17 protein-coding genes and 1 tRNA gene are annotated in these 15464 nt (G+C 66.3%); 15 read left to right on the top strand and 3 right to left on the bottom strand.

Translation table 11 applies throughout. The features are described 5' to 3' along the window. Positions 1 to 41: 41 nt before the first annotated feature. The 5 genes from GGQ89_RS16025 to GGQ89_RS16045 all read left to right on the top strand — a co-directional run bounded on the left by GGQ89_RS16025 (position 42) and on the right by GGQ89_RS16045 (position 5560). Complete coding sequence (locus GGQ89_RS16025) at positions 42 to 1658, top strand: DUF5597 domain-containing protein (RefSeq protein ID WP_184106402.1); 1617 nt, start codon at positions 42 to 44, stop codon at positions 1656 to 1658. An 80-nt stretch (positions 1659 to 1738) separates the two neighbouring features. Next, a complete protein-coding gene (locus tag GGQ89_RS16030) occupies positions 1739 to 3550 on the top strand; it encodes a DUF885 domain-containing protein (protein WP_184106403.1) in 1812 nt (603 codons plus the stop codon). Positions 3551 to 3673: 123 nt separating this feature from the next. Next, the gene (locus GGQ89_RS16035) at positions 3674 to 4267 is read left to right on the top strand and encodes a hypothetical protein (RefSeq protein WP_184106404.1); all 594 of its coding nucleotides are present in this window, start codon (positions 3674 to 3676) and stop codon (positions 4265 to 4267) included. A gap of 156 nt (positions 4268 to 4423) precedes the next feature. After that, complete coding sequence (locus GGQ89_RS16040; RefSeq protein ID WP_058745840.1) at positions 4424 to 4735, top strand: hypothetical protein; 312 nt, start codon at positions 4424 to 4426, stop codon at positions 4733 to 4735. A gap of 114 nt (positions 4736 to 4849) precedes the next feature. Beyond that, positions 4850 to 5560, top strand: coding sequence for a hypothetical protein (locus tag GGQ89_RS16045; RefSeq protein ID WP_184106405.1), 711 nt, complete (start codon positions 4850 to 4852; stop codon positions 5558 to 5560). On the opposite strand, the gene GGQ89_RS16050 is transcribed toward GGQ89_RS16045, so the two are convergent. Continuing rightward, complete coding sequence (locus GGQ89_RS16050) at positions 5557 to 6087, bottom strand: GNAT family N-acetyltransferase (protein ID WP_184106406.1); 531 nt, start codon at positions 6085 to 6087, stop codon at positions 5557 to 5559. The genes GGQ89_RS16045 and GGQ89_RS16050 overlap by 4 nt on opposite strands. A gap of 94 nt (positions 6088 to 6181) precedes the next feature. On the opposite strand from GGQ89_RS16050, the gene dxs reads away from it, so the two are divergent. Continuing rightward, complete coding sequence (gene dxs / locus GGQ89_RS16055; protein WP_056439573.1) at positions 6182 to 8107, top strand: 1-deoxy-D-xylulose-5-phosphate synthase; 1926 nt, start codon at positions 6182 to 6184, stop codon at positions 8105 to 8107. Continuing rightward, positions 8104 to 8271, top strand: coding sequence for a hypothetical protein (locus tag GGQ89_RS16060; RefSeq protein ID WP_184106407.1), 168 nt, complete (start codon positions 8104 to 8106; stop codon positions 8269 to 8271). The genes dxs and GGQ89_RS16060 overlap by 4 nt, the downstream gene beginning before the upstream one ends. A gap of 251 nt (positions 8272 to 8522) precedes the next feature. Here GGQ89_RS16060 and GGQ89_RS16065 read toward each other — a convergent pair whose 3' ends face one another. Continuing rightward, on the bottom strand, positions 8523 to 9203 hold the full coding sequence (locus tag GGQ89_RS16065; RefSeq protein WP_184106408.1) for an RBBP9/YdeN family alpha/beta hydrolase: 681 nt from the start codon (positions 9201 to 9203) through the stop codon (positions 8523 to 8525). A 137-nt stretch (positions 9204 to 9340) separates the two neighbouring features. On the opposite strand from GGQ89_RS16065, the gene GGQ89_RS16070 reads away from it, so the two are divergent. The 5 genes from GGQ89_RS16070 (at position 9341) to proC (ending at position 12459) form a co-directional block, all read left to right on the top strand. After that, positions 9341 to 10075, top strand: coding sequence for a TlyA family RNA methyltransferase (locus GGQ89_RS16070; RefSeq protein ID WP_184106409.1), 735 nt, complete (start codon positions 9341 to 9343; stop codon positions 10073 to 10075). A 72-nt stretch (positions 10076 to 10147) separates the two neighbouring features. Beyond that, entirely contained in the window at positions 10148 to 10717 is a 570-nt protein-coding gene (locus GGQ89_RS16075) for a TspO/MBR family protein (RefSeq protein ID WP_240456313.1), read from the top strand. A gap of 21 nt (positions 10718 to 10738) precedes the next feature. Then, entirely contained in the window at positions 10739 to 11020 is a 282-nt protein-coding gene (locus GGQ89_RS16080) for an accessory factor UbiK family protein (RefSeq protein WP_184106410.1), read from the top strand. A gap of 138 nt (positions 11021 to 11158) precedes the next feature. Further along, a complete protein-coding gene (locus GGQ89_RS16085; protein ID WP_058745846.1) occupies positions 11159 to 11662 on the top strand; it encodes a type III secretion system chaperone family protein in 504 nt (167 codons plus the stop codon). Next, positions 11659 to 12459, top strand: coding sequence for a pyrroline-5-carboxylate reductase (gene proC / locus GGQ89_RS16090; RefSeq protein ID WP_338112274.1), 801 nt, complete (start codon positions 11659 to 11661; stop codon positions 12457 to 12459). The genes GGQ89_RS16085 and proC overlap by 4 nt, the downstream gene beginning before the upstream one ends. A gap of 218 nt (positions 12460 to 12677) precedes the next feature. Here proC and GGQ89_RS16095 read toward each other — a convergent pair whose 3' ends face one another. Further along, positions 12678 to 13175 (bottom strand): MarR family transcriptional regulator, encoded by a 498-nt coding sequence (locus GGQ89_RS16095; RefSeq protein WP_056439560.1) that lies wholly within the window; start codon positions 13173 to 13175, stop codon positions 12678 to 12680. A 57-nt stretch (positions 13176 to 13232) separates the two neighbouring features. Here GGQ89_RS16095 and GGQ89_RS16100 point away from each other — a divergent pair, with 57 nt between their 5' ends. The 3 genes from GGQ89_RS16100 (at position 13233) to GGQ89_RS16110 (ending at position 15391) form a co-directional block, all read left to right on the top strand. Further along, positions 13233 to 14330: a branched-chain amino acid aminotransferase gene (locus tag GGQ89_RS16100; protein ID WP_056439557.1), complete on the top strand. Its 1098-nt coding sequence runs from the start codon at positions 13233 to 13235 to the stop codon at positions 14328 to 14330. 62 nt (positions 14331 to 14392) lie between these two features. After that, positions 14393 to 14467 (top strand) — tRNA-Gln (locus GGQ89_RS16105). A 207-nt stretch (positions 14468 to 14674) separates the two neighbouring features. Then, positions 14675 to 15391: an integrase arm-type DNA-binding domain-containing protein gene (locus GGQ89_RS16110; protein WP_184106412.1), complete on the top strand. Its 717-nt coding sequence runs from the start codon at positions 14675 to 14677 to the stop codon at positions 15389 to 15391. Positions 15392 to 15464: the final 73 nt, after the last annotated feature.

A 15464-nucleotide genomic window follows, 5' to 3' on the forward strand; every position in this document is an offset into this window, starting at 1 on the left:
ACAGCCTGAGCCGAACGATCACGAAAAAAGGGGAGGATGTGATGCGCCTGGCAAAGGGCTTCGCCGTCTTGGCGCTGGGGCTGTCCGGCCCGCTGATGGCGCAGACGACGCCAATGCCACAGATCGTCAGCAAGGATGGCCGCCACGCGCTGATGGTCGATGGCCGTCCCTTCCTGATGCTGGGTGCGCAGGTCAACAACTCCAGCAACTATGCCGCCGCCCTGCCTCAGGTCTGGCCGGTGCTGGACCGCATCCACGCCAATACGATCGAAATCCCCGTCGCCTGGCAGCAGATCGAGCCGGAGGAGGGGCGTTTCGACTTCGGCTTCGTCCAGACCCTGCTCGATCAGGCGCGCGCGCATGACAAGCGTGTCGTGCTCCTGTGGTTCGCGACATGGAAGAACACCTCGCCCGGCTACACGCCCGACTGGGTCAAGCTCGACAATCGCCGCTTTCCCCGGATGAAGACGAAGGCAGGGCAGGATCATTATGCGCTGACCCCGATGGCGCGCACCACGCTGGAGGCGGACAAACGCGCCTTCGTCCGGCTGATGACGTACCTCAAGGAGCATGATCCGCAGAACACGGTCATCATGGTCCAGCCCGAGAACGAGGTCGGCAGCTATCGCAACCCGCGCGACTATTCGGCGGCGGCGCAAACGCTGTTCGACGGAGCGGTCCCTGAGGCGCTGACCCGCAGGCTCGGCAAGCCGCGCGGTACCTGGGCGGCGGTGTTCGGGGCGCAGGCCGACCGTGCGTTCAACACCTGGTATACGGCGCGCTACATCGAGGAGATCGTCGCGGCGGGCAAGGCGGTGAAGCCGCTGCCCATGTACGTCAACGCGGCGCTGGCGGGGCCGTCCAACGTGCCCGATCCCGACGGCGTGGCGAGCGGCGGGCCGCAGCAGGACGTGCTCGACATCTGGAAGGTCGCCGCGCCCTCGATCGATGCGGAAGCGCCCGACATTTACGACCGGGCGAGCGCCAATGTGACCGCTTACATGAAAGCCTATGCCCGGCCCGACAATCCGCTGCTGGTGCCCGAGATCGGCAATGCCCGCGAGTTCGCGCGTTATTTCTACGACGCGCTGGGCCACGGCGCGATCGGCTTTGCGCCGTTCGGCATGGATGACACCGGATTCTTCAACTATCCCCTGGGGGCCAGGGCGCTCGACAACGCCACACTGGATGCCTTTGCCGGGCCTTATGCGGCGCTGGGCGGCGTGATGCGCGACTGGGCGAAGGCGGCGTTCGAACATCCGAGTTGGGGCACCGCGAAGTCCGATGACGGCAGCGACCGGGAGGCGGTGCTGGGCGACTGGCGCATCCGGGCGGAGTTCGGCCAGTGGCAGTTCGGCGAGAAAAGCTGGAGCTGGCTCAAGTCCGAACCCGCGCCATGGAAGGCCGAGCCGGTCGGCGGCATGGCGGTCGTCCAGCTGTCGCGCGACGAATATCTGATGACCGGCGACCATGTCCGCGTCCGCTTCGAGCCCGCGACCCCCGATCCCAAGGCCATGATCGTCCGGGTCGAGGAGGGGCATTTCACCGAGGGGCGCTGGGTGATGGACCGGCTGTGGAACGGCGACCAGACCGATTACGGCATCAACCTGATCGACCGGCCGGTCGTGCTGAAGGTCGTGATGGGACGCTATCGCTAGGGACGCGGACAAATCGCTTTGCACACCCGGATCAACGGCTTAGCCTGATCCGCCAAGCCAGAAACGATCCGGGAGTGTTCATGCAGCGTCGCCAGTTCCTCGCCTCCGCCAGCCTCGTCGCGGCGGCCGCCGCCACGCCGTCCTGGGCCAAGGTTTCCCGAGGGACGGGACCGCGTGATGCCGAGTTGCGGGCGATGCTCGACCGCTTCTTCTATGCGCGGCTGGACGACAGTCCGGAGCAGGCGACCTCGCTGGGCCTCGACACCGGCCCGCGCGCTGGCCTGAAGGCGCGGTTGAGCGATGCGTCGCGGGCGGGCGAGATGCGCCAGTTCGCGCGCGCCAGGCAGGAACGTGCGCAACTCGCCACCATCCCGCGCGATGCGCTGGGGGAGGGGGCGCGACTGGATTACGACATCCTGGCCTACAGCCTCGACCGCGTGATCGCGGGCGAGCGCTTTTCCTATGGGGCCAGCGCGGGCCGCTATGCCCCCTATGTGCTCAGCCAGTTGTCGGGGGCTTACCGAGACGTGCCCGATTTCCTGGGCAACCAGCACCGCGTCACCAACACCGCCGATGCCGACGCCTATGTCGCGCGGGTCGAGGCATTCGGTCCGGCGATCGATGCCGAGACCGAGCGCCAGCGCGAGGATGCGGGCAGGGGCGTCTTCGCACCCGACTATATTCTCGACACCACGCTGAAACAGCTGGCATCAGTCCGCGATAAGCCCGCCGAAGGAACGGGCCCGGCGGTCGATCTCGCCGCCAAGCTGAAGGCTGCCAACCTGCCGCCCGACCGCGCGCAGGCGGTTGCGCGGCTGATGACCGAGCGGGTTTTCCCCGCCCTCGACCGGCAACGCGCGCTCGTCACCGAATTGCGCGGCCGTGCGGTCCATGACGCGGGCGTCTGGCGGCTGCCGGATGGCGAGGCCTATTATACCGCCGCGGCGGCCGCCGCGACGACGACCGAGATGACCGGCGACGAGATTCACCGGCTCGGACTGGCGCAGGTGGCGGAGATCGGCGCGCGGATCGACGCCATCCTGAAGGCGCAAGGCATGGCGCAGGGCAGCGTCGGCGAGCGGCTGGTCGCGCTCAACAAGCGGCCGGATCAGCTGTTCCCCAACACCGATCCGGGGCGTGAGGCGCTGCTGGAGCAGTTGCGCGCACAGGTCGCCGCCATGACCCGGCGTCTGCCCGAACAGTTCGCCGTCCTGCCCAAGGCGCCGGTCGAAATCCGCCGCGTGCCCGAGGCGATCCAGGCGGGCGCACCCGGCGGCTATTACCAATCGGCGTCGCTCGACGGGTCGCGACCCGCCATCTACTTCATCAACCTGCGCGATACGTTCGATCGGCCGAAATTCGGGCTGGCGACGCTGACCTATCATGAGGCGGTGCCGGGCCATCACCTGCAGGTCATGTCCGCTCTGGAGAGCCAGGACATTCCGCTGATCCGCAGGCGCGGCTTCTATTCGGGCTATTCGGAGGGCTGGGCGCTCTACTCCGAACAACTGGCCGACGAGATGGGTATGTATGAGGGCAATCCGCTGGGGCAGGTGGGCTATCTGCAATCTTTGCTGTTCCGTGCCACCCGGCTCGTCGTCGATTCGGGGATGCACGCCAAGCGCTGGAGCCGCGAGAAGGCGACCGACTATCTGATCGCCACCACCGGCATCGCGCGTGGCCGCAGCCAGGGGGAGATCGACCGCTATACCGTCTGGCCGGGGCAGGCGTGCAGCTACAAGATCGGGCACACCGTCTGGACCCGGCTGCGCAACGAAGCCAGGGCCAAGGCGGGCGCAAAATGGGACCCCAAGGCTTTTCACCGCGTCCTGACGCTGGGTGCGATGCCGCTCGACGTACTGGAACGGGTGGTGCGCGAGCGGATGGTGTAACGCTCTAATCAACCCTCTCCCCTCTGTGAGGGGCGAGGGAAGGTATGGCGCATTCCCTTACAGACCTGAGGCTTGGCCAATGGCGGGTTGGGCGGATAGGGTCGACGGTGGAGGAAGAAGTCTATGAAGCTTTCACATCGTCTATCCGCGCTATCGCTGCTTGGTTTAACAGTCGCGTTATCGCCGACCGGTGCGAACGCCGCCGACAAGGACGGCCTGCCGCGCAAGATCGGCGACTGGACGCTGGCGGTCAGCGAGGATGGCGACGGATGTTTCCTGACGCGTATCTATGACCGGCCGGGCGACACGACGCTGTTACTGGGGCTCGACCGTGACGGGTCGAACCATCTGACGGTGCTGAACGCCAATTGGTCGATCAAGCCGAAGGAGCGGCTAGCGCTCGACTTCACGCTGACGGGCGGCAGCTATCCGAAGCATTTCGCGGTCGGGCTGGCGTCCGACGACCAGCAGGGTTTCGTCACCAGCTTCGAAAAGCCGTTCCCGACCTATCTCGCCCGGTCGCAGACGCTGAACATCGCGCGGGGTGACGTGCCGGTCGAGCGCCTGTCGCTGGCGGGCAGCGGCGCGGCCATCGCCGCGCTGCGCGATTGCGTCACGGCGCGGAAGGCCCCGCCGGCCAAGACGACCCGTTCGGGAGATGCGGCGGACGGCATTCCGCGCGATCCGTTCGCCAAGGCGGCGTTGCACAAACGCTGAACCCTGAACGGTATCTTAACACAATAGGGCTTGCTGCAAATAGTGTTGCAGTAAACGCTTGGTCGAAAAACCGGCACGGTCGAACAGAAACAGGATTGTCGAACTTTTTCCACTCGGCTTCGTTGTTGCGGTTGGTTAACGACTGAAAGAACTGTTATGTCTGCTTACGCGTCCAAATCCCTCCTCGCTATCGTGACGCTGGCGGGTGCCGTCAGTCTTGGTGGTTGCGCGACGAAGTCCTTCGTGCGCGAACAGATCGCCCCGGTAAGCCAGCGTGTGGACTCGCTCGAATCACGGCTCCAGCAAACCGATGGTACGGCCAAGCAGGCGCTGGCCGAGGCGCAGGCCGCTTCGGGCCAGGCGCAGCAGAACGGCCAGCGGCTGGACCAGCTGGGCGGCCGTGTCGATGGCGTCGAACAGCGTCTGACCGTGCAGGAGCAGAAGCCGGCTCGTCGTCCGCGCCATTGATGGCAGCGGCCTGAGCGACGATATCCGCTGAATGACGTGCCGGTCCCTTCCCCGCGCCGGGGGAGGGGCCGGCATTTTACCTGAGTATGCCGCACCGATGACATGCCTGCCCCGATGAAGTCCCTGATCCTGTCGCTGGCGGGTTTCGCCCTGCTGGCCCCCGCGGCCGCCGATGCGCGCAAGCCTGAGCCGCCCAAGGCCGCCCGCAAGGCCCCGTCCAAATCGAAGGCGAAGCCAAAGCCCGCGCCGGTCGCCGCGCCCGAGCCGGTCTTGACCCCGTCTCCTGAGGCGCAGCGCGTGATCGCATGGGTGTCCGGCGCGCATGACAATCGCGGCCTGCCCTGGGCGGTGGTCGACAAGGTCAACGCGACCCTCTTCCTGTTTGCGCCCGACGGCACGCAGCAGGCGGCGGTGCCGGTCCTGATCGGCATCATGCCGGGCGACGAGGCGAGTCCGGGTGTGGGCACCAAGACGCTGGCCTCGCTGGGTCCCGCCGAGAAGACCACGCCCGCCGGGCGCTATCTCGCCAAGTTCGGGCTGCCGGTGGCGGGCGAGCGGGTGCTGTGGGTGGATTATGCGACCTCGGTGGCGCTGCATCCGATTCCCAAGGACGCTGGCGCGCGTGAGAAACGGCGCGAGCGGATGCTGTCGCCGCCGCCGGACGACAACCGTATCACATTCGGCTGCATCAACGTGCCCCAGGCTTTCTACGCCCGGCAGTTGCGGCCGACATTCCGCCGCAAGGGGGGCTATGTCTATATCCTGCCCGACACAAAGCCGATCGACGAGGTCTTTCCCCGTCTGAGGACGCAAGCACCCGGTTAAAGCGGCTTGCCCATGCGGATCAGCGGAACCTGCACGCCCTCGACCGGGGCGGACCGGATCGCCTCGATCGGGGCATAGCCGCACGCGCGGTAAAGCGGTTCGCCCGCCAGCGTGGCCATCATTTCGGCGGACGTGAAGCCCGCCGCCCGCGCCGCCGCCTCGCATCGCGCGAGGATGGCGCGGCCCAGCCCTTGCCGGGCAAAATTCGGGTCGACATACATGGCGCGGATGCGGGCGGGGTCGCTGGCCGGGTCGAGCATCGCCGCGTCGCGCAAGCCATGGCTATGGTCGCCGCCATAGAGCGTGGCCCGCGCACTCCATCCGCCACAGCCCGCCAGCCGCCCGTCCCGCTCGGCCAGCAAATAGGTGCCGTCGGCGATCAGTTGCGTATCCAGCCCCATGACCGAACGGCTGGCCGCGATCTCGGCAGGGGAGAGAAAGCCCTTTTGCAGCACTGAAATCGCGCGATCCATCAGCACGGCGATGGCAGGAATGTCGGCGGCGTCGGCCCAGCGGAAGGTAAACATCGCACCTTTTCGGGGCAATTATTCCGGTCCGTCAATGACGATGGGGTGAACAGTTGCAATCGACACCACCGTTTAGCTGCGATAAGCCGGTCAAATGGCAGACATTCCTCAGACCCCGCTGCTCGACACGGTGCACACCCCCGACGACCTTCGTCGCCTGGCCCCCGAGCAGTTGCGGCAACTCGCCGACGAATTGCGGACCGAGACGATTTCGGCCGTCGGCACCACCGGCGGCCATCTGGGCTCGGGGCTGGGCGTCGTCGAGCTGACCGTCGCCCTCCATTATGTCTTCAACACCCCCGACGACCGGCTGATCTGGGACGTCGGTCATCAATGCTATCCGCACAAGATCCTGACGGGGCGGCGCGAGCGTATCCGCACCATCCGCCAGGGCGGTGGCCTGTCGGGCTTCACCAAGCGGTCGGAAAGCGAATACGACCCGTTCGGCGCGGCCCACAGTTCGACCTCGATCTCGGCGGCGCTGGGTTTTGCCATCGCCAACAAGCTGGCGGGCACGCCGGGCAAGGGCATCGCCGTGATCGGCGACGGCGCGATGTCGGCGGGCATGGCCTATGAGGCGATGAACAATGCCGAGCAGGCGGGCAATCGCCTGGTCGTGATCCTGAACGACAATGACATGTCGATCGCCCCGCCGGTCGGCGGCCTGTCGGCCTACCTCTCGCGCATGGTGTCGAGCCGCGAGTTCCTGGGCGTGCGCGACGTGCTCAAGAAGCTCGCCAAGCGCTTCCCGCGTCCGATCCAGAAGGCGGCGCAGAAGACCGACGAGTTCGCGCGCGGCATGACCATGGGCGGCACGCTGTTCGAGGAATTGGGCTTTTATTATGTCGGGCCGATCGACGGTCACAATCTCGACCATCTGATCCCGGTGCTGGAGAATGTCCGCGACGCCGAGCAGGGGCCGATCCTGATCCATGTCGTCACCAAGAAGGGCAAGGGCTATGCCCCGGCCGAGGCGGCGGCGGACAAATATCACGGCGTCCAGAAGTTCGACGTGATCACCGGCGCCCAGGCCAAGGCGCCCCCGGGACCGCCCGCCTATCAGAATGTCTTCGGTGAGACGCTGGCCAAGGAAGCCGACAGCGATCCGCGCATCTGCGCCATCACCGCCGCCATGCCCTCGGGCACCGGTTTGGACCGGTTCGCGAATGCGCATCCGGAGCGCTTCTTCGACGTCGGCATCGCCGAGCAGCACGCCGTCACCTTTGCCGCCGGTCTGGCGGCGCAGGGGATGCGGCCCTTCTGCGCCATCTATTCCACCTTCCTCCAGCGCGCCTATGACCAGGTGGTCCATGACGTCGCGATCCAGAACCTGCCGGTCCGCTTCGCGATCGACCGCGCCGGTCTGGTCGGGGCGGACGGGGCGACCCATGCGGGCTCGTTCGACGTCACCTATCTGGCCAGCCTGCCCAACATGGTCGTGATGGCGGCCGCCGATGAGGCGGAGCTGGTCCATATGGTCCATACCTGCGTGAACCACGACAGCGGCCCGATCGCAGTGCGTTATCCGCGCGGCAACGGCGTCGGCGTGGCGCTGCCCGAGACGCCGCAACTGCTGGAGATCGGCAAGGGCCGCGTCGTGCGCGAGGGCAAGAAGGTCGCGATCCTCTCGCTCGGCACCCGCCTGGCCGAGGCGCTGCGCGCCGCCGACACGCTGGAGGCCAAGGGGCTGTCGACCTCGGTCGCCGACCTGCGCTTCGCCAAGCCGCTGGACGAGGCGCTGATCCGGCGGATGCTGACCACGCATGAGGTGGCGGTCACGATCGAGGAGAATGCGATCGGCGGTCTGGGCGCGCATGTCCTGACCATGGCGTCGGACGAAGGGCTGATCGACGGCGGCCTCAAGCTGCGCACGATGCGTTTGCCCGACATCTTCCAGGATCAGGATAAGCCCGAGGTGCAATATGCGCAGGCCGGTCTCGATGCCGATGCCATCGTCGAGACGGTGCTGAAGGCGCTACGCCACAACAGTGCCAACGTCACGGAAGGCGCGCGGGCGTGATCCGTGGCTGGACCGCCGTCATCGTCTTCACGACGCTGGCGGTGGTCATGATGGTCGGGCTGAACGTGCGGATGTGGAGGCGGATGAAGCAGGTCACGGCGGCGGCGAAGGCCGAGGCCGAGCGGGACGCGATCGAGTCCGACCAGAACCCCCGCTCCGCCTGAGCGAAGACGAAGGCGACACCCCCACCCCAAACATTATCTGTTCCCCGGCGAAGGCCGGGGCCCAGTTTCTGCGCGGTTGCAAAGGCGGGGTGAGTAGGCGTGGGAGGCGATCGCCACCCATGGCCTCCCACGCGTCGTTTCTACTCCCTCTCATCTTCACTGAAACTGGGCCCCGGCCTTCGCCGGGGAACCGTAGGAGGAGAGGCAGTCCCGTGGTCCTCGACCTCGCTCACGCTGGACGGGGCGAAAACTCACCGCCCCAGATAATGCGCCTGCGCCGCGTCGGTCGCGTTCACCGCCAGCACCGCGCGCGCTTCGCTGGGCGACAAGGGCCCTGACGGTGACGGTCGGTCCATGCCGCTCGCCGCGATCACCCGGCCGAGCAGTTCCTGTCCTTCCTGCCACCAGCCCAGGCCGCTGGCGGCGTTGATATGCCCCTGATGCCCGGCGTCGACGAAATGGCTGCCCCAATCGACCGCCAGGCTATGCGCGCGGTCGATCGTGATCCACGGATCGTCCTGGCTGGCGACGAGGATCGAGGGGAAGGGCAGCGGCGTGCGCGGCGAGGGCGCAAAGCCCTTCAGAGCCTCGGGCGCGTCGGTGCGGTCGACATCGGCGGGCGCGACCAGCAGGGCGCCCGCGACCGGCCAGCCATAGGGCTGCGGCGACAATTCCGCCCACCAGGCGACCGCCAGACAGCCCAGCGAATGTGCCGCCAGGATCACCGGCGCCTGCGCCTGCCGGATCGCCTGATCCAGCCGCGTGACCCAGGCATTGCGATGCGGGGTCGACCACATGCCCAGTTCGACGCGGATCGTATCGGGTCGCGCCTCTTCCCACAGCGATTGCCAGTGCGAGCGGCCCGAGCCGCCGAGACCGGGGACGGTGAGGACCGTGGGCTTGCGGGCCTCATAGGATGCGAACGAACCCATATGGCATCTCCTCGATAGGGCCGGGTCGACTCCCGATCCTGCCATGAAAGATATTCCTACTAATCTAATGGGCAATAGGCGATGCGTCCGGTGGATGACGGCTTGCGACGGACCGAGGCGGCTTGTAGGGGCGGGCGATGGCCAAGCAGCGTGTCGACCAGATGCTCGTTGATCGCGGACTCGTGGAATCCCGGTCCCGCGCGCAGGCGCTGGTGATGGCGGGCCTTGTTTTTTCCGGCGAGACGAAGATCGCCAAGCCCGGCCAGCAACTGGCCGAGGACGCCGTGCTCGACGTGCGCGGGCGCGATCATCCCTGGGTGTCGCGCGGCGGGATCAAGCTGGCGCATGGGCTGGAGCATTTCGGCTGGGACGTGATCGACGCGGTCGCGATCGATGTCGGCAGCTCGACCGGCGGCTTTACCGATGTGCTGCTGCAAAAGGGGGCCGCGCGCGTCTATGCGGTCGACAGCGGCACCAACCAGCTCGCCTGGTCGCTGCGCCAGGACCCGCGCGTCATCGTCCATGAGCAGACCAGCGCCCGCATCCTGACCGAGGCGCATATTCCCGAACCGGTCGATATCATCGTGTGCGACGCCAGCTTCATCGGGCTGGCCAAGGTGCTGGAACGGCCGCTGAGCTTCGCCAAGCCCGGCGGGCGCCTGCTTGCCCTCATCAAGCCGCAGTTCGAGGCGGGGCGCGAAGAGGTCGGTAAGGGCGGGGTGGTCCGTGATCCCGCCGTCCACCAGCGGGTCTGTGATCAGGTCGTCGCGTGGCTGACCGAGAGCGGCTGGCAGGTCGAAGGCGTCACCCGGAGCCCGATCACTGGCCCGGAGGGGAATGTCGAGTTTTTGGTGGCCGCATCCCGAAATTGAACGGGTAAAGGCTGATTGGCGTTGAGCTTTCCGTTTACTGTGCCCCGACCCTGGGGCAGATCGACGGACATCATGGCGAAAGAGGGACGAGTGGGCACGATCGCGTCGAAGGGCCAGTTGCGCATGTCATTCCTCCGCTGGGCGGTCGTGATCGTTCCGCTGATCCTGCTGCTCGGCTTCGCTTCGGGCCGGGTGGTGCCGTCGGGCAGCGAGAATGGCTGGTACATGGCGCTCACCAAGCCCGAACTGAACCCGCCGGGCTGGGTGTTTCCGGTGGTGTGGACGACGTTGTACATCATGATCGGCCTGGCGCTGGCGATGATCGTCCATGCTCGCGGCGCGAACGGACGAGGGGTGGCGATCGGCCTGTTCGCGGCGCAGTTCCTGCTCAACCTGTCCTGGACGCCGTTGTTCTTCGGTGCGCACAAGGTACGGCTGGCGCTGTTCGTCATCATCGCCATCCTGTTCCTGGCGATCGCCACCACGGTCGCCTTTTCGCGCATTCGCAAGGGCGCGGCGTGGCTGATGGTGCCCTATCTGGTGTGGTTGTCCTTCGCGGGCGTGCTCAACTGGCGCATCGACCAGCTCAATCCGGATGCGGAAAGGCTTGTGCCGGGGGCGCAGACCTCCCAAATGCTGTGAAACGATTTTTGGGAATTTGATATGCAGGCCGACAACAAGCTGTTCGACGATTTCGCCAAGGTGATGAACGGCCTGGCGGGCACCGTGGCGGGCATGGGCCGCGAAGCCGAGGCGAGCGCCCGGACACGCGCGCGCGAATGGATCGGTGGTCTCGACTTTGTCAGCCGCGAGGAATTCGAGGTTGCCAAGGCGATGGCCGTCGCCGCGCGGGACGAGGCGGATGCGCTGAAGGCGCGCCTGGACGCGCTGGAGGCGCGGCTGAACGGCACGATGGGCGGTACGACCGCCGGGGTGGAATCCTGACCGGCCCGATATCGGAACGGATCCTGTCCGGCCCGACCGGCCAGGCAGCTATCCACAGTTTTCGGCACCCGGCGGCTTGCGGCCCGGCCTTGCGCAGTGCAACCTGCGCTGGTCCGGGTTTGTTCGCAAGGGCCTCTGATGCTTGAATCGACCGATCATGAAGCCGAAGAATCGGCCCCCATCGACATGCTGGAGGCCTATTTCGCCGCGCATGGATGGGAACATGAGCGCCACGACGAGGAAATCGTCGCGACGGTCAAGGGCAGTTGGGCCAGCTATGAACTTCGTGCCCTGTGGCGCGACGACGACAGCGTGCTGCAATTCCTGGCGTTCCCCGACATCAAGGTGACCGACGACAGGCGCTCCAGCATCTATGAGGCGCTGGCGCTGGTCAACGAACAGCTGTGGATCGGTCACTTCGAGCTTTGGTCGAACAGCGGCATCCTGCTCTATCGCCACGCCGCGATGGTCGATGGCGGCGAGGACGGGACCATCTCGCTTTCCGCCACCGAATTGCTGGTCGAGTCGGCGATCGAAGAGTGCGAACGCTTCTATCCGGTCTTCCAGTTCGTCCTGTGGGGCGGCAAGACCCCGCGCGAGGCGCTGGCCGCCGCGCTGATTGAAACCCAGGGCGAAGCGTGACGTTTCCCGTCGGGCCGATCTGGCTGGTCGGGTGCGGCAACATGGCGGGCGCGATGCTGCGCCGCTGGTTGTCCGAAGGGCTCGATCCCGCGCAGGTGACCGTCATCACGCGCAGCGGCACGCGCGCGCCGGAGGGCGTGCGCTCGCTGACGGCGTTGCCGGTCGACGAGACGCCCGCGATCCTGATGCTGGGGTTCAAGCCCCAGCAACTGGGCGACATCGCGCCGACGCTGGCGCATCTGAACCCGGCCATACTGCTGTCGATCCTGGCGGGGGTCGAGGAACAGACGCTGGCCAGCCATATTCCGGCGGGTGCGGTGGTGCGGATGATGCCCAACCTTCCCGTTGCGATCGGGCAGGGGGTGACCGCTCTGTATACCCGCTCCACTGACGCCGTCGTGCGCGATGCCGCCGAGGCGTTGGCCCGCCCACTTGGCCTTGCCCCTTGGGTGGAGGATGAGGGTCGGTTCGATGCCGTGACCGCACTGGCGGGCTGCGGGCCTGCCTTCGTGTTCCGCTTCATCGATGCCCTGGCGCAGGCCGGGGTCGGACTGGGGCTCTCCCCCGAACTGGCGCAGCAACTGGCGTTGGCCACCGTCGACGGGGCAGGGGCCATGGCGATCGGCGCCGACGCCCCGCCCGCTGTGCTTGCGGACCGTGTGGCCAGCCCAGGTGGTTCGACCCGCGAAGGGCTGAACGTGCTGGACGCGGAGGATGCGCTCAAGCGGCTTATGGCCGAAACGCTGACGGCCGCGGAACGCCGCAACCGCGAAATGGCCGCCGCCGCGCGCCGCTGATTTCAAATTCGCGCGAAGCCGCGAAGGCACAAAGAAGATAGGGGTTCGCGCAGAGGCGCAGAGGACGCCGAGGGGGATTGCCAAAGGCAATCTTGTTCCTGCCATCGATAGCGACAGAAGCATGCTGGAGTTGCGCTCGTCACAACTCCGCGTCCTCTGCGCCTCCGCGCGCAAAACTCTTTTTCTTCGCGCCGTCGCGTCATCGCGCGAATAGAAAATCAGCCGTCGTTGGAACGCAGATCCTCGATCCGGGCGCGTTCATTCTCCGGGATGAACCCCTCCAGCACCGTCCAGAACCCCGTCACCGCCTGCTGGCCTGCGCGCGCATAGGCCTTGGACAGCTTTTCGCGCAGTGCGTCGAACAACTCGGCTTCCATCGCCGCCCCCGTCGGGGTCAGCCGGAGCAGCCTTTGCCGCCGGTCGCGATCGCCGGGGCGCGTCTCGATGAGGTCGCGGCTCGCCAGCTCGTTGAGCACGCGGCCCAGCGATTGCTTGGTGATCGCCAGCAGCGACAACAGCTCGCTGACCGTCATGTCGGGCTTGCGTGCCATGAAATAAAGGGCGCGGTGATGGGCACGGCCCAACCCCTGCGCGGCAAGACCGCGATCGATCGAGCGCACGAGATGGCTATTGCCGAAATACAGCAATTCCATACCCCTGCGGAGTTCTGGTTCGCGGAGAAACTGTGCCGATGCGGACTGGTTAGAGGCAGCCATGTTGACCCGTCTACTCACACGCCCTAGGCCACGGCAACCCAAAACAGAGAGATGACCATGGAAGCGCCCCAAGCCCTTACGTTTCGTTTCGATCCGTCCGCGACTCCCGTCGCGGCGAGCGAGCGGGCGGCGCGTCTGGTAGATCCGGGCTTCGGGCGCGTGTTCACCGATCACATGGCCTTGATCCGCTATAGCGACGACAAGGGCTGGCATGACGCGCAGATCACCGCGCGTGCGCCGCTTCAGGTCGATCCGGCCGCGTCGGTCCTGCACTATGCGCAGGAAATCTTCGAGGGCATGAAGGCCTATCGCCTGGCCGATGGCGGCACCGCGCTGTTCCGGCCCGAGGCGAATGCTCGCCGCTTCCAGGATTCGGCGCGCCGCATGGCGATGCCCGAGCTGCCCGAGACGCTGTTCCTCGAGTCCGTCGAACGGCTGGTCGAGATCGAGCGCAACTGGATCCCCGAACAGGATGGCGGCGCGCTGTACCTCCGCCCCTTCATGTTCGCCAGCGAGGTGTTCCTGGGCGTGAAGCCCTCGGCCGAATATCTCTACATGGTCATCGCCTCGTCGGTGGGCGCGTACTTTAAGGGCGGTGCGCCCGCCGTGTCGATCTGGGTAAGCCAGGGCTATACGCGCGCGGCCCCCGGCGGCACGGGCGCGGCCAAGTGCGGCGGCAACTATGCCGCCAGCCTGCTCGCCCAGAAGGAAGCGATTGCGAACGGTTGCGACCAGGTGGTCTTCCTCGACGCGGTCGAGCGCCGCTGGGTCGAGGAACTGGGCGGCATGAACGTCTTCTTCGTGTTCGACGACGGCAGCCTGGTGACGCCGCCGCTGACCGGCACGATCCTGCCCGGCATCACCCGCGATTCGATCCTGACCATCGCGCGCGCACAGGGGCTGACCGTGCGCGAGGAGCCTTATGCGATCGACCAGTGGCGCGCCGACGCCGCCAGCGGCCGCCTGGTCGAGGCGTTCGCCTGCGGCACGGCGGCCGTCGTCACCCCGATCGGCAGCGTCGCCGAGCCCGCGGGCCGCTTCACCATCGGCAGCGGCGGCCCCGGCCAGCTGACCACCCGCCTTCGCGAACAGCTGGTCGCGATCCAGCGCGGCCAGGCCCCCGACCCCCATGGCTGGATGCGCCGCCTAGGCTGACATTTCCCGGTAAATAAGGCTTTTCAAGAGCGGCGCGCCGGGTATAAGGCGCGCCTCTCCACTGGGGCGTCGCCAAGCGGTAAGGCAACGGTTTTTGGTACCGTCATACGCAGGTTCGAATCCTGCCGCCCCAGCCACCGCCGATCTCACTGTCCACAAGGCAAGACACTGAGTTCGATGGTGTATTTCATAAAAAGTGGTAGGACACGGTCGGCCAAATTAGGCCATTTCGGGACACCTATTGTGTCACAAATCCTGTGTCTTCACTGTCTCCGGGCGAGGTTTTGTGTCCGGTTTGTGCCCGGCTCTGTGTCCGATTTGTGGCCTCGCAATGGGGTCGATTCGTGTCAAAGCTCACTGCAAACATTCTTGCCGCCCACTCGGTCGGATCGCTCAGCGATACGCAAACGCCCGGCCTGACGCTCGACGTTACCCCCGGCGGCAAAAAGCTGTGGCGGTTTAAGCGCCGCGTTCCTGCCCGCGATCTTGATGGCCAACCGTCCCGCGACGCCGGGGTGATCGTCAAACAATCGGGCGGAACCTATCCAGCGACGAACCTTCAGGCTGCGCGCCGATGGGCGGGGACGATCAACGCTGAGGTCGAAGCTGGGCGTGATCCGGGGAAGGCGCGCCGTGAGGCCAAGCGGATCGAAATCATGACCGTCACGGCGGCTCACCATCTTTACATGGTCGCGGTAGGGAAGGGGACTGCGTCGCGTGAGCGGCGAGTTCCCAAGCCCCGGACGGTCAAAGACAAGCTCGCCATTTTTACCCGCGACATCGAGCCCCGGATTGGTGCGAAATCCGTCTACGAGGTGAAGGAGAGCCATCTGGTCGCGATGGTGAAGGCCAAGGCGATGGTCGCCCCCGTCCGCGCCAACCGGCTGATCGCCGAACTCAAGGTCTTCTTCAATTGGTGTTGCTCACTGGACGCCAGCGACAGCATCGCGCTTGAGGTAAACCCTGCGTCCCAGCTCCATCAGCTTGCGACCGATGAGACGGTTGACGCGCATGGCAACCGGAAAAATACGCGCACGCTTGTAGCGCGACATCGTCGGTGACTGGTCAGCGACATTGATGGTGATGTGTCAGCGGTGACGTTGGGGATAGTGTCACACGAGGTTGGCCTGGATC

This window comes from Sphingomonas yabuuchiae (assembly GCF_014199595.1).
In the GTDB taxonomy this organism is placed as follows: domain Bacteria; phylum Pseudomonadota; class Alphaproteobacteria; order Sphingomonadales; family Sphingomonadaceae; genus Sphingomonas; species Sphingomonas yabuuchiae.

Bases quoted from the DNA above. Each gene is read 5' to 3' on its own strand.
- GGQ89_RS16025 (WP_184106402.1), top strand. From the start codon at position 42: ATGCGCCTGGCAAAGGGCTTCGCCGTCTTGGCGCTGGGGCTGTCCGGC.
- GGQ89_RS16030 (WP_184106403.1), top strand. From the start codon at position 1,739: ATGCAGCGTCGCCAGTTCCTCGCCTCCGCCAGCCTCGTCGCGGCGGCC.
- GGQ89_RS16035 (WP_184106404.1), top strand. From the start codon at position 3,674: ATGAAGCTTTCACATCGTCTATCCGCGCTATCGCTGCTTGGTTTAACA.
- GGQ89_RS16040 (WP_058745840.1), top strand. From the start codon at position 4,424: ATGTCTGCTTACGCGTCCAAATCCCTCCTCGCTATCGTGACGCTGGCG.
- GGQ89_RS16045 (WP_184106405.1), top strand. From the start codon at position 4,850: ATGAAGTCCCTGATCCTGTCGCTGGCGGGTTTCGCCCTGCTGGCCCCC.
- GGQ89_RS16050 (WP_184106406.1), bottom strand. From the start codon at position 6,087: ATGTTTACCTTCCGCTGGGCCGACGCCGCCGACATTCCTGCCATCGCC.
- dxs (WP_056439573.1), top strand. From the start codon at position 6,182: ATGGCAGACATTCCTCAGACCCCGCTGCTCGACACGGTGCACACCCCC.
- GGQ89_RS16065 (WP_184106408.1), bottom strand. From the start codon at position 9,203: ATGGGTTCGTTCGCATCCTATGAGGCCCGCAAGCCCACGGTCCTCACC.
- GGQ89_RS16070 (WP_184106409.1), top strand. From the start codon at position 9,341: ATGGCCAAGCAGCGTGTCGACCAGATGCTCGTTGATCGCGGACTCGTG.
- GGQ89_RS16075 (WP_240456313.1), top strand. From the start codon at position 10,148: ATGGCGAAAGAGGGACGAGTGGGCACGATCGCGTCGAAGGGCCAGTTG.
- GGQ89_RS16080 (WP_184106410.1), top strand. From the start codon at position 10,739: ATGCAGGCCGACAACAAGCTGTTCGACGATTTCGCCAAGGTGATGAAC.
- GGQ89_RS16085 (WP_058745846.1), top strand. From the start codon at position 11,159: ATGCTTGAATCGACCGATCATGAAGCCGAAGAATCGGCCCCCATCGAC.
- GGQ89_RS16095 (WP_056439560.1), bottom strand. From the start codon at position 13,175: ATGGCTGCCTCTAACCAGTCCGCATCGGCACAGTTTCTCCGCGAACCA.
- GGQ89_RS16100 (WP_056439557.1), top strand. From the start codon at position 13,233: ATGGAAGCGCCCCAAGCCCTTACGTTTCGTTTCGATCCGTCCGCGACT.